We start from the raw sequence: 13,525 nt of genomic DNA on the forward strand, positions 1-13,525 counted from the left end.
GGTGAGGGTGACACGCTGCCGAATAAGACGCAGTGCGTCACGCTGCCAGCACGACGGTCATAGCTTCACACTGAAGCGTGTCACCCTCACCCCCGGCCCCTCTCCCACTCGGGAGAGGGAAGGCGTGCTTTATTCGTCTTCGGATGGTTCACGCGGAAATCTTATCACCCCGCTCGCCGCGCCAGTTCCAAGAACTCCTCCACCTCCGCCTCACTCGTCGAGAAGGCGGTGATCAGTCGGATCATCCGCTCGTCCTCTCGCACCGTCTCGCCCGCCGGCAGGCTGCGGCTCGTCCAGTCGTAATAGACCGCGCCGCCCCGGCGCAGGGCCGCGTCGAGGCCGGCCGGCAGGATCGGGAAGAGCTCGTTGCCCTGGACCGGCCAGGCCAGGCGCACGCTCGGGACCTTGGACAGACCCCCGGCGAGGCGCGCCGCCATGCGGTTGGCGTGGGCGGCGTTCGTCAGCCAGTGGTCTCCGTCGAGATAGGCGTCGAGCTGGGCGGCGAGGAAGCGGCCCTTCGACAGGATGTGGCCGGCGCGCTTGCGCCGGAACTCCAACGTCTCGGCGAGGTCGGGGCGGAAGACCAGGATCGCCTCGGCAGCGAGCGCTCCGTTCTTGCTCGCGCCGAAGGAGAGGATGTCGACACCGGCGCGCCACGTCATCTCGGCCGGCGCGCAGCCGAGGGCCTGGAGGGCGTTGGCGAAGCGCGCCCCGTCCATGTGGACGGTGAGCCCGTGGTCGTGGGCGATGCGGGACAGGTCCGAGATCTCCTCGACCGTGTAGGCCTGCCCGCTCTCGGTGAGCTGCGACAGGGTGAGCGCCCGGGGCGGCATCTGCTTCACGTGCCGGGTCAGGCCGGAGAGAAAGGTGTCGAGGGTCTCGGGCGCAATCTTGCCGCCGGTCCCGGGCAGGCCGTGCAGCTTGGCGCCGTGGGTGTAGAATTCGGGCGCGCCGCACTCGTCCTCCATCACGTGCGCCTCCTCGTGGCACACGCACAGGCCGAAGGGCGGCACTATCACGGAGAGCGCCAGCGCATTCGCCGCGGTGCCGGTGGCGACCGGGAAGACCGCGAGGTCGGAATGATCGAACAGGGCGCGGAAGCGCGGGTTGAGCCCGAGCGTCAGCGGATCGGCGCCGTAGGCCGGCATCGCCCCGCCATTGTGGCGCACGATCGCCTCCAGCACCGGAGCGCTCGCCCCGACTACGTTGTCGCTCGCGAAATTCATGCGTGACCAAGCCCCTGCCATCGTGCGTCCGGCCATCATGGCGGGAAGGACCGGCCGGGGCGAGGCACGCCGGCTCATGCCTCGCATGTGTCACCGAGCGCGCCCCGCGGGGGAAAGATGCGCGGTCACACCCGGATTCGGTGTTTCGTTGCGGAGCCGGCATGCGAAACGCAAGAAAAGCACAAGCCTGGACGGAATGGCCTCTTGCTGGAGCGGTTGAAATCTGGCAGGTTCCGCGAGTTAGGACAGTACCGCTGTCCCATTTTCCCGGTCGGGCCCCGCGCCCCCGGGTCGCAAGGGCGCTGGCTTGTGGCTTGCACGATAGCCAAACGAGATACCAAACGCGCCGCCATTCGGGCGGTGCGGGCGCACGCCGGCTGAACACCAGCCTGCCGGGCGCTCGCGAGGTGCGGGCGCTCCCTTCGCGAGACGCGACCGACCCTCCCGCGGACTGAAACGACAAGAGGCGGCGGCCTTGCCCTGGGTCCGCTTAGCCGCCGCGGCGCCCCTCTCGGCCGTCCGCACGACTTCGCCCGCCCGATGAAGCGGGTATACCGGCCCGGAGCGGCGGGCCTGCCTCTGCGGCAGGCAGGCCCGCCCCTGCGGCAGGCAATCCCTTCCGGCTCGTGCGCGGAGCGGCGCACCGGCCCCATCGACACGAACCAGCGCGCTCGCCCGCGCGCCGAACCTGAAGACCGGACCATGGGAGACCAGACGATGAGCGGCACCGACCAGTCCCAGTCCTCCACCCGCGGGCAGGCGGTCCCCGCCCTCGTCGTGCGCGATCCGGCCCTGCCGGCGCGCCAGGGCCTCTACAACCCGGGCAACGAGAAGGATGCCTGCGGCGTCGGCTTCATCGCCGACATGCACAACCGCCAGAGCCACGCCATCGTCCAGCAGGGTCTGCAGATCCTGGAGAACCTCGACCATCGCGGCGCCGTCGGCGCCGATCCGAAGATGGGCGACGGCTGCGGCATCCTGGTGCAGGTCCCGCACGGCTTTTTCGCGGCGGAGGCCGAGCGCCTCGGCATCAAGCTGCCGGAGGCCGGCCATTACGGCGTCGGCCAGCTCTACATGCCGCGGGACGATGAGGGTTTCAGGACCGTCGAGGCGATCGTCGAGAAGGCGATCGCCGACGAGGGCTTGGCCCTGCTCGGCTGGCGCGACGTGCCGGTCGATCCGAGCGACCTCGGCGAGAGCGTGAAGGCGAGCGAGCCGCGCCACCGCCAGGTGTTCATCGGCCGCCCGGCCTCCAGCGCCGACCAGGACGCCTTCGAGCGCCGGCTGTTCCTCGTCCGCAAGGTGATCTCGAACGCCGTCTACACCCTCAAGGACGAGCGGCTGAAGGAGTTCTATCCGGTCTCGCTGTCCTCGCGCACCATCGTCTACAAGGGCATGGTGCTGGTGAACCAGCTCGGCCACTACTACCTCGACCTGAAGGACGAGCGCTTCGTCTCGGCCCTGGCGCTGGTGCACCAGCGCTTCGCCACCAACACCTTCCCGACCTGGCGCCTGTCGCACCCCTACCGGATGGTGGCCCATAACGGCGAGATCAACACGCTGCGCGGCAACGTGAACTGGATGGCGGCGCGCCAGGCCAGCGTCGATTCGGAGCTGTTCGGCAACGACATCTCGAAGCTCTGGCCGATCTCCTACGAGGGCCAGTCCGACACCGCCTGCTTCGACAACGCGCTCGAGTTCCTGGTCCAGGGCGGCTACCCGCTCGCCCACGCGATGATGATGCTGGTGCCCGAGGCCTGGGCCGGCAACCCGCTGATGAGCGACGAGCAGCGCGCCTTCTACGAGTACCACGCCGCCCTGATGGAGCCGTGGGACGGCCCGGCCGCGCTCTGCTTCACCGACGGCCGCCAGATCGGCGCGACCCTCGACCGCAACGGCCTGCGCCCCGCCCGCTATCTCGTCACCAATGACGGGCTCGTCGTGCTCGCCTCCGAGATGGGCGTGCTGCCGATCCCGGACGAGAACATCGTGTCGTCCTGGCGCCTCCAGCCGGGCCGGATGCTGCTGATCGACCTGGAGAAGGGCCGCATCGTCTCCAACGAGGAGATCAAGAGCGAGCTCGCTGCCGCCCACCCCTACAAGGAGTGGCTGAAGCGCACCCAGATCGTGCTCGAGGACCTGCGCCCGGTGCAGCCGCGCGAGTCGCGCACCGACGTGTCGCTGCTCGATCGCCAGCAGGCCTTCGGCTACACCCAGGAAGACCTGAAGCTCCTGATGCAGCCGATGGCCGTGACCGGCCAGGAGGCGGTCGGCTCGATGGGCACCGACACGCCGCTCTCGGCGCTCTCCGACAAGCCGAAGCTGCTCTACACCTACTTCAAGCAGAACTTCGCGCAGGTGACGAACCCGCCGATCGACCCGATCCGCGAGGAGGCCGTGATGAGCCTCGTCTCGTTCATCGGGCCGCGGCCGAACATCCTCGACCTCGAGGGCACCTCGCGCAAGAAGCGCCTCGAGGTGCGCCAGCCGATCCTGACCAATGCGGATCTGGAGAAGATCCGCTGCATCGGCCATTTCGAGGACCGCTTCGACACCAAGACCCTCGACATCACCTACGCGGCCGAGACCGGCGCGCAGGCGATGGAGGGCGCCCTCGACCGCCTCTGCGACCGCGCTGAAGCCGCGGTGCGCGGCGGCTACAACATCATCGTGCTCTCCGACCGCGCCGTCGGCCCGGACCGGATCCCGATTCCCGCGCTGCTCGCCACCGCGTCGGTGCACAACTACCTGATCCGCAAGGGGTTGCGCACCTCGGTCGGGCTCGTGCTCGAATCGGGTGAGCCGCGCGAGGTGCACCACTTCGCGTGCCTCGCCGGCTACGGCGCCGAGGCGATCAACCCCTACCTCGCCTTCGAGACGCTGATCGCGATGAAGGACGAGCTGCCGCCCGAGCTCACCGACGACGAGATCGTCTATCGCTACATCAAGTCGATCGACAAGGGCCTGCTCAAGGTCATGTCCAAGATGGGCATCTCGACCTACCAGTCTTATTGCGGCGCGCAGATCTTCGATGCGATCGGCCTGAACTCGACCTTCGTCGAGCGCGACTTCTTCGGCACGGCCACCACCATCGAAGGCATCGGCATGGCCGAGATCGCCGAGGAGACGGTGCGCCGCCACCGTGACGCCTTTGGCGACGCGCCGGTCTACCGCACCGCCCTCGACGTCGGCGGCGAGTACGCCTACCGCCTGCGCGGCGAGGCCCATACGTGGACGCCGGATACTGTCGCCACGCTCCAGCACGCCGTGCGGCTCAACCTGCCCGACCGCTACCGGGCCTTCGCCAAGATGGTGAACGAGCAGGAGAACCACCTCAAGACGATCCGCGGCCTGTTCCGGATCAAGAGCGCGGCGGAGATCGGCCGGGCCCCGGTCGAGATCGACGCGGTCGAGCCGGCGGTCGAGATCGTCAAGCGCTTCGCGACGGGTGCGATGTCCTACGGCTCGATCTCGAAGGAGGCGCACGAGACGCTGGCGATCGCCGTCAACTCCTTCGGCGGCCGTTCGAACTCGGGCGAGGGCGGCGAGGAGCGCGAGCGCTACCGGCCGCTGCCGGACGGCCGCTCGCGCCGCTCGGCGATCAAGCAGGTGGCGTCGGGCCGCTTCGGCGTCACGGCGGAGTACCTCGTCAACGCCGACATGATGCAGATCAAGGTGGCGCAGGGTGCCAAGCCCGGCGAGGGCGGCCAGCTGCCCGGCCACAAGGTCGACGCCAAGATCGCCAAGGTCCGGCACTCGACCCCGGGCGTCGGCCTGATCTCGCCGCCGCCGCACCACGACATCTACTCGATCGAGGACCTGGCCCAGCTGATCTTCGACCTCAAGAACGTCAACCCGGCGGCCGACGTCTCGGTCAAGCTGGTGGCGGAGGTCGGCGTCGGCACGGTGGCGGCCGGCGTCGCCAAGGCGCGGGCCGACCACATCACCATCTCGGGTTTCGACGGCGGCACCGGCGCGGCACCCCTGACCTCGATCAAGCACGCGGGTGGTCCCTGGGAGATCGGGCTGGCCGAGACCCAGCAGACGCTGGTGCTCAACCACCTGCGCGGCCGGGTCGCGCTCCAGGCCGATGGCGGCATCCGCACCGGCCGGGACGTGCTGATCGCGGCGCTTCTCGGCGCCGACCAGTTCGGCTTCTCGACCGCGCCCCTGATCGCGGCCGGCTGCATCATGATGCGCAAGTGCCACCTCAACACCTGCCCGGTCGGCGTCGCGACCCAGGACCCGGTGCTGCGCAAGCGCTTCAAGGGCACGCCCGAGCACGTCATCAACTACTTCTTCTTCGTGGCGGAAGAGGTGCGCGAGCTGATGGCCTCGTTGGGCGTGACGAAGCTCGACGACCTGATCGGTCGCTCGGAGTATCTCGACAAGCTCGCGGCGATCTCGCACTGGAAGGCCAAGGGCCTTGACTTCACCCGGCTGTTCCACAAGCCGGATGTGCCGGAGACCGTCGCGCTCCGCCACGTCGAGACCCAGAAGCACCCGATCGATCAGGTCCTCGACCGACGGCTCATCGCAGGCGTCGGCGATGCGATCGAGACCGGCGTGGCGGTGACCGTCGAGGACGTGATCCGCAACTCCGACCGGGCCGCGGGCGCGATGCTCTCAGGGATGGTCGCCAAGGCGCACGGCCACGAGGGTCTGCCCGACGACACCCTGACGGTGAAGCTCACCGGCACTGCCGGCCAGAGCTTCGGCGCCTGGCTCGCCGCCGGCGTGACGCTCAGCCTGACCGGCCACGCCAACGACTATGTCGGCAAGGGCCTGTCGGGCGGCAAGCTGATCATCCGGCCGTCGGATGCGCTGGGCTCGCCGTCGGACCGCACCATCATGGTCGGCAACACGGTGCTCTACGGTGCTATCGCCGGCGAGGCCTACATCCGGGGTGCGGCCGGGGAGCGTTTCGCCGTGCGCAACTCGGGTGCCATCGCGGTGGTCGAGGGCATGGGCGACCATGGCTGCGAGTACATGACCGGCGGCGTGGTCGTGTCGATCGGCGAGACCGGGCGCAACTTCGCGGCCGGCATGTCGGGCGGCATCGCCTACGTGCTGGACGAGGACGGGTCCTTCGCCAAGCGCTGCAACCTGTCGATGGTCGATCTCGAGCCGGTCGAGGAGGAGGACGAGTTCATGCGCCGCTTCCACCAGGACGGCGACCTCGAGACCAAGGGGCGCATCGACATCCTCGCCGACATGTCCGGCCACGACGAGGAGCGCCTGGTCGGCCTCATCAACAACCACCTCAAGTATACCGGCTCGGTGCGCGCCAAGGCGATCATCGACAACTGGGACACCTACCGCACCAAGTTCGTGAAGGTGATGCCGGTCGAGTACCGGCGGGCGCTGCGCGAGATGGAGCGGGCCCGGATGCCGGTGGCGGCGGAGTAACGCTGGCCTGAACCCTCCCCCCTCTGCGGGGGAGGGTGCCCCACGGAGTGGGGCGGGAGAGGGGAGCCACTTGGATCAGCGTCGCGCTGGCCCTCTCCCGGCTCACTCCGTTCGCCACCCTCCCCCGCTGAGGGGGGGGGGAGGGTTGAGGTGGAGCTTCGGGATCGGCGATCGGAGACGAAGGAGGGACCGCGGTGCAGATCTACGGCGACTTGATGTCAGGCAACTGCCTCAAGGTGATTTACGTCGCCGATGCCCTCGGCCTTCCATACACCTTCGTGCCCATCGACATCATGAAGGGTGAGAGCCGCACCCCCGACTACCTGGCCCGCTTTCCCATGGGCCAGGTCCCGGGCGTCGAGTTCCCGGACGGGCAGACGCTCGCCCAGTCCAACGCGATCATCCGCCACCTCGCCCGCGGCAGTGCGCTGCTGCCCGACGATCCTTGGATCCAGGCCAAGATCGACGAGTGGCTGTTCTGGGAGCAGTACAGCCACGAGCCGACCATCGCGGTTTGCCGCTTTCACATGCGCTACCGCGGCGAACCGGCCGCGACCCGCGACCCGAAGAAAGTAGCCGGCGGCGAGGCTGCCCTCGACCTGATGGAGCGACACTTGACCACTGCGCGGTGGTTCGTCGGCGACGCCGTCAGCATCGCGGATGTCGCACTCTTCGCCTATACGCAATTCGCCGACGAGGGCGGATTCGATCTCTCGGCCCGGCCCGCAATCCGGGCCTGGCTCACCCGTTGCGGGGAGGCGCTCCCCACTTCCGCCACCGTCGCCGGGGTCGCCTAAGACCCGCCGCCGGCCCGATCACTTCACGAACTGAGCACTCCACCGATGGGCAAGGTCACAGGCTTCCTCGAATTCGACCGGCAGGAGCAGAAGTATCAGCTCGCGGCCGACCGCGTGCGCCACTTCCTCGAATTCACCCTGCCGCTCGACGAGCACGACCTGAAGAAGCAGGCGGCGCGCTGCATGGATTGCGGCATCCCGTTCTGCCACGGCCCGACCGGCTGCCCGGTCCACAACCAGATCCCGGACTGGAACGACCTCGTCTTCAACGCAGATTGGGAGGAGGCGGCGCGCAACCTGCACTCCACCAACAATTTTCCGGAGTTCACCGGCCGCATCTGCCCGGCGCCGTGCGAGGAGGCCTGCACCCTCAACCTCGAGAACCAGCCGGTCGCGATCAAGACCATCGAGCAGGCGATTGCCGACAAGGCCTGGAGCATGGGCTGGGTCGTGCCCGAGCCGGCCGAGGCGAAGACCGGCAAGAGTGTGGCGGTGATCGGCTCGGGCCCTGCGGGTCTGGCCGCGGCCCAGCAACTCGCCCGGGTGGGCCACGACGTCCACGTCTTCGAGCGCGAGCCGAAGGCCGGGGGGCTCCTCCGCTACGGCATCCCCGACTTCAAGATGGAGAAGCGCCACATCGACCGCCGGGTGCGGCAGATGGAGGCCGAGGGCGTGCAGTTCCATTACGGCGTCAATGTCGGCGTCGATCGCTCCTTTGCCAGCCTGCACAACGAGTTCGACGCCGTGCTGTTCGCCGGCGGCGCCGAGGCCCCGCGCGATCCCGGCCTGCCGGGCCAGGAGCTCGAGGGCGTGCACTTCGCCATGCCCTACCTCGTCCAGTCGAACCGCCGCGTCGGCCATGAGGCGCCCACAGCCGAGACGCCGATCCTCGCTGCCGGCAAGAACGTGGTGGTGATCGGCGGCGGCGACACAGCGTCGGACTGCGTCGGCACCGCCTTCCGCCAGGGCGCCCTCTCGGTCACCCAGCTCGACATCCGCCCGCGCCCGCCGGAGCGTGAGGACAAGCTGACCGTGTGGCCGTACTGGGCGACCAAGATGCGCACCTCGTCGAGCCAGGCGGAGGGAGCGGAGCGCGAGTTCCAGGCCGCGACCCTGCGCATCGAGGGCAAGAAGGGCAAGGTGAAGGGCGTGGTCTGCGCCCGGGTCGACGAATCCCGCAAGCCGATCGCCGGCTCCGAGTTCCTGCTGCCGGCCGACCTCGTCTTCATGGCGATCGGCTTCGCCGGCCCGGTGGCCAAGGGGCTCCTGGAGGAATCCGGCGTCGCCCGTGACAAGCGCGGCAACGTGCTCGCCGACGACAGCCAGTATCGCACCTCGACCGACAAGGTCTGGGTGGCGGGCGACATGCGCCGCGGCCAATCCCTGGTGGTCTGGGCGATCCGCGAGGGCCGGCAGGCGGCCCGCTCCATCGACGAGGCGCTGATGGGCGCGACGACCCTGCCGCTCTGAGGCTGCGGGCGCCCTAGACCTCTCGACCGATCGACGGGACCCGCTCCGGACTGGAGCGGGTCCCGTTCTCGTTCCGGATGATCGCCCACACCCGTCGCCGTGATCGAGCTTATTAGATCTATTCCAATTCGCAGAATGCAGACCGAGTTGTCCACTGGCCTGACGCAGCATCCGTCCCCGCAATAGATGCGCTGACGCAACACCAGGGCCGATAGCGACCGGGCCTGGAACGGTTCAAATGCTTGCGCGGACGAAGCGATTGATTGTCAAGGCCCGCGCGATTACCCGCGGTGAGACGTTTCTACCGCCCGAGGTTCCCGTGCGCTCTACCCATCGCCCCGCGAAACGGCGCCGTTCGCCGCTGCTCCTCGCGCTGCTCGCGGGCGCGGCGCCGGGCCTCGTGGCCGGCGGGGCCGGGGCACAGGAATCCGGTGAGATCGCCCTCGACACCATCACGGTCGCCGGCCCGTCGCAGGCTGCGGGGGCCCCGGCCTTCACCGAGACCGCTTACGGCCCGGTCCAGGGCTACCGCGCGACCCGCAGCGCCACCGCGACGAAGACCGATACGCCGCTGCGCGACATCCCCCAGACCGTCAACGTCGTCCCGCGCGAGGTCCTGGTCGACCGCGCGGAGACGCGGCTCACCGACGCGCTGTTCAACGTCAGCAACGTGCAGCCCGGCGGCACCATCCAGGGCCGCAGCGACACTTTCATCATCCGCGGCTTCCGGACCCAGACCTACGCCATCGACGGCGTGTTCATGAACCAGGCCAGCAACTTCTATCCCGTCCAGCGCGACCTCGCCGATGTCGAGCGGATCGAGGTGCTCAAGGGCCCGGCCTCGGTTCTCTACGGCCGCGGCGACCCGGGCGGCGTCATCAACATCGTCACCCGCCAGCCGAGCTTGGTGCCCACCGCCGATGCCAGCATCCAGGGCGGCAGCTTCGGCTTCCGGCGGGTGCAGGGCTCGGCCTCGGGGCCGGTGCCCGGCGCCGACGGGGTGGCGGCCCGCCTCAGCTTCGGCACGCAGGTCGACCCGACCTTCCGCGACCTCGCCGGCCGGGACAATTCCCGCTTCTTCATTGCCCCCGCGCTGACCTGGAACCCGAGCCCGGACACGAGGGTCTCGTTCATCGGTGAGTTCACCCGTCAGGACACGGTCTACGACGAGGGCCTGATCGCCCGGAACGGCCGGGTGCCGCTCGACAACATCTCGCGCTACTACGGCGAGCCGTTCTCGCGCTACAATGCCAACGCGAATTTCGGCACGCTGAAGGTCGAGCACGACTTCAACGAGCACCTCATGCTGCGCCAGGTGCTCAACGCCCAGAGCGGCAGCTTCGACGCGATCGCCTCCCGCGCCACCGGCGTCTCGGCCAACGGGCTCACGGTCGCGCGCCGCACCACCGCCGCCACCTCGACCTACGCCGCCATCGACAGCCAGACCGAACTGGTGGCCAAGTTCGACTTCCTGGGCCTGCGCCACACCGCGCTCCTCGGCGTCGAGTATTTCAACGGCTACCGGCGGGCGGTCACCACGCAGGGGGCGCTCGCTTCGGTGAGCTTCCTCAATCCCGTCCCGGGCCTCGCGCTGCCGGGCGCGCTCTCGCTCCAGAGCGACCTGAAGCAGAAGAACGAGCTGACCGGGCTCTACGCCCAGGACCAGATCGACCTCGGCTACGGCCTGCAACTCCTGCTCGGCGTGCGCTACGACACCGGCACGCAGTTCTACTTCAGCCGCACGCCGACCTCGCGCACGATTCCGCCCGACCAGGAGCTGTCGGGCGTGTCGCCCCGGGTCGGCCTGATCTACCGGGTGGCCGACCCGCTGGCGCTCTATGCGAGCTACACGACCTCGTTCAAGCCGCAGACCGCGAACGTCTTCAACGCCGTCAACCCGCCGCCCGAGACCGGAGAGCAGATCGAAGTCGGTACCCGCTTCGACTTCACCCCTGACCTGAGCCTGACCGCCTCGGTGTTCGACATCACCCGCAACAACGTCGCAGCCAACGATCCGGTCAATACGGGCTTCTCGATCATCACCGGCCAGCAGCGCTCGAAGGGCGTCGAGGCCGATCTCGCCGGCACGATCCTGCCGGGCTGGAAGATCATCGGCGGCGTCGGCTACACCGATGCCCGGGTGACGCGCGACAGCACCATTCCAGTCGGCAACCGGCTCGAGGCAGCGCCTTTGTTCAGCGGCAGCTTCTGGACCACCTACCAAGTCCAGGAAGGCGTATGGCGAGGCCTCGGGCTCGGCGTCGGCGTGACCTATGTCGGCTCGCGCTTCGGCGACGTCACCAACACCTACAAGGTCGGCGCCTATACCCGCGTCGATGCGGCCGTGTTCTACGACCTCAACGAGCACGCCCGGTTCTCGCTGAACCTGAAGAACCTGACCGATGCGCGCTACATCGAGCAGCCGTTCAACCAGTTCAACAACCTGCCGGGGGCGCCGTTCTCGGTGCTGGCGACGCTGACGGCGCGGCTGTAGGAGGCGGACGCTCCGGTTCAACCCCGCAGGGTCACCCCCGCGGCCAGCGGAAATCGTCCGCCCGGCCGGGCTGGGGCGGGGGGGCCGCGCCGCGGGTCAGGCTGCGCTCCAGGGTGTAGCCGGTGTCGCGGTCGATCCGGGGGCGGCCGGTGACAAGCTGGCCGCCCGGCGCGACCTCGTTGCGGGTCAGCGGCAGGACCGGGCCGGCGGCGGGCTTGACCGGCAGGGCCGGGATGCCCGGCGGCTCGGGCAGGCTCGGCAGCATCGCGGTGATGAGCCGGTCGATCGCCGCATCGTCGTCGAGCTTGGCCTCGCCCGCGGCGGCCGGCGCCGGCGCTTCCGGGGCGAGCGGCGAGACGGCGTCGGGGAGGGCGGGCGCGCCGGTCGTCGCCTCGAGGAGGCGCTTGATCTCGACATCGGCGAAGTGGGCCGCCTTGCGGGCGCCGGCCTTCGTGAAGTGCACGCCGTCGGCGGTGCGCAGCTTGGCCTGCTGACCCTCGAGGTCCGGCCCGATCGCAGCGTAGCGGTTGTTCTCGTCGACGAAGGCCGGCCAGATGTCGACGTAGACGCCGCCCGCCCGCTGCACCCGATCGCGAAAGATCTCGTTGAGCGAGGTGATGTCTGCCGACAGCGTCTCGCTCTTCATCGGCGGCTCGCCGACCCAGACCACCGGCACCTTGCGGTCGGTGAAGACCTTCAGGAGCGCGTCGACCCGGTCGCGGTAGAGCGCGCGCCAGCGCTCGCTCAGGGGCTCGATCGTCTGGTCGCCGTCGCGCAGGGGCTGGCGGTCGTTGGCGCCGACCATCACCACCGCGTAGGATACCTTCGGATTCGACTTGAGGTAATCCTCCGCCGCCTTCGGCCAGTCGACCACGTCCTTGCGCACGAGGCCGCTGTCGCCCTTGGCGCGGCGGATCACCACCACGTCAGGGTTGGCCTCGTAGACGGTGTCGAGGCCCTGGCCCAGGAGCTCGGCAAGGGAATCGCCGAACACCGCGATCTGGGTGCGCGGATCGGTCTTGGGCTTCGGCGCGGCGGGCCGGGCGACGACCGGGGCCGGGCGGGGCTTGGGCCGCTGCACCGAGCGGCCCTCGCGGCTGGGCACCACCTCGCGTTCCCGCTCCCGCTCCCTCCGCGGGCGGGGGGTGCGGTAGGCGCCGCGATAGGCCGGCCGGCCGGGATCCGGCTGCGCCTGGGGCTGCGCTGTGGGGCGATCCTCCCAGGGCCAGAAGAACTGCCGCTGCGGCTCGGGTGCGGGCCTGTAGGAGGGCGCGCGGCGATAGCCGTAGCCGTCGTCGGAATACTGCGCCCGGGCCGCCTCCGGCGCGCTCAGGCCCGCGAGCAGGCTCCAGAGAACGAGGCGCGACACTTCCCGTCCAGTCGGCCACGTCATCCGCGCCACCCCATCCGCATCGTTCCCGGCTCCGCCCGCTTCGTCATGACGACGAGTATAGCGCGGCAACCGGCTCCGGCCCACCCGTGCCGCCGATGGGCCGCCGCATTCGTGGCCTGTCAAGGTTAGGGGATGATGAAGGCCAGTGTAAAACCTCCGTTCAGCATCCCGGAAGCCGGAAGATCGGGTCGCGCCCGATGAAGACCGGCCGTTAAGCGGCGCGGGTCGACGGTGTGTCCCAGGCGAGCGACGGACAACAACACGTCGCCGCACGACAGGCGGGTGTTCTCACATGGTTCGGACTGTACGGCGGCTGGGTGTCCAGGCCGCGCTCATCCTGGCGATCGGGTCCGGTGTGCTGCTGAGCCGAGGCGGACGGGAGGCCGTGGCCCTGACCTTGCGCCCGGCGCTCGACCCGGCGCCGATCACCGCGCCGATGGCGCGGCCGCACGCCCTGGCGCCGGCGCCCGGCGTGCGGGTGGTGCTGGCCCTGCCCTGGACCAACGGCAGCGCCGAACTCGCCAGCGAGGTCCTGGCCGCCCGGTACGGGACCGGCCTCAGCGATTCGCGGTGACGACCGGCGACACCGCCCGGCCGAGGGAGACCCAGCGGGTGCTCTCGTCGCCCTCGCGCTTGATAAAGGTGTATCCTGTCTTGTGCCAGGGCAGCACGGCGCTGGTCTTGTTGTCGAGGACCAGATCGCCGCGGTCGGTGCGCAGCATCAGCACGGCGTGGC

Annotated in this window: 8 protein-coding genes; 5 read left to right on the forward strand and 3 right to left on the reverse strand. The window is 69.4% G+C overall.

Annotated features, from left to right (window positions below):
- Nucleotides 1–164: 164 nt before the first annotated feature.
- Entirely contained in the window at nucleotides 165–1,226 is a 1,062-nt protein-coding gene (locus ABZT49_RS10840; protein WP_355286082.1) for a beta-eliminating lyase-related protein, read from the reverse strand.
- A gap of 717 nt (nucleotides 1,227–1,943) precedes the next feature.
- On the opposite strand from ABZT49_RS10840, the gene gltB reads away from it, so the two are divergent.
- The 4 genes from gltB to ABZT49_RS10860 all read left to right on the forward strand — a co-directional run bounded on the left by gltB (nucleotide 1,944) and on the right by ABZT49_RS10860 (nucleotide 11,396).
- On the forward strand, nucleotides 1,944–6,635 hold the full coding sequence (gltB, locus tag ABZT49_RS10845; protein ID WP_355286083.1) for a glutamate synthase large subunit: 4,692 nt from the start codon (nucleotides 1,944–1,946) through the stop codon (nucleotides 6,633–6,635).
- Nucleotides 6,636–6,829: 194 nt separating this feature from the next.
- A complete protein-coding gene (locus ABZT49_RS10850) occupies nucleotides 6,830–7,432 on the forward strand; it encodes a glutathione S-transferase family protein (RefSeq protein WP_355286084.1) in 603 nt (200 codons plus the stop codon).
- Nucleotides 7,433–7,477: 45 nt separating this feature from the next.
- Nucleotides 7,478–8,902, forward strand: coding sequence for a glutamate synthase subunit beta (locus ABZT49_RS10855; RefSeq protein WP_355286085.1), 1,425 nt, complete (start codon nucleotides 7,478–7,480; stop codon nucleotides 8,900–8,902).
- A gap of 319 nt (nucleotides 8,903–9,221) precedes the next feature.
- A complete protein-coding gene (locus tag ABZT49_RS10860; RefSeq protein WP_355286086.1) occupies nucleotides 9,222–11,396 on the forward strand; it encodes a TonB-dependent siderophore receptor in 2,175 nt (724 codons plus the stop codon).
- Nucleotides 11,397–11,427: 31 nt separating this feature from the next.
- Here ABZT49_RS10860 and ABZT49_RS10865 read toward each other — a convergent pair whose 3' ends face one another.
- Nucleotides 11,428–12,789 carry a DUF459 domain-containing protein gene (locus ABZT49_RS10865; protein ID WP_355286087.1) on the reverse strand — a complete coding sequence of 454 codons (1,362 nt, stop codon included), beginning with the start codon at nucleotides 12,787–12,789 and terminating at the stop codon, nucleotides 11,428–11,430.
- Between the two features lie 292 nt (nucleotides 12,790–13,081).
- Between ABZT49_RS10865 and ABZT49_RS10870 the strand changes: the two genes are divergently transcribed.
- Nucleotides 13,082–13,363, forward strand: a complete 282-nt coding sequence (locus ABZT49_RS10870; protein WP_355286088.1) for a hypothetical protein — start codon at nucleotides 13,082–13,084, stop codon at nucleotides 13,361–13,363.
- On the opposite strand, the gene ABZT49_RS10875 is transcribed toward ABZT49_RS10870, so the two are convergent.
- On the reverse strand, nucleotides 13,347–13,525 hold a 179-nt coding region (locus tag ABZT49_RS10875), incomplete at its 5' end, for a transglutaminase-like cysteine peptidase (protein WP_355286089.1). The two genes, ABZT49_RS10870 and ABZT49_RS10875, sit on opposite strands and share 17 nt — an antisense overlap.

This window comes from Methylobacterium sp. EM32, assembly GCF_040593685.1.
In the GTDB taxonomy this organism is placed as follows: Bacteria; Pseudomonadota; Alphaproteobacteria; order Rhizobiales; family Beijerinckiaceae; genus Methylobacterium.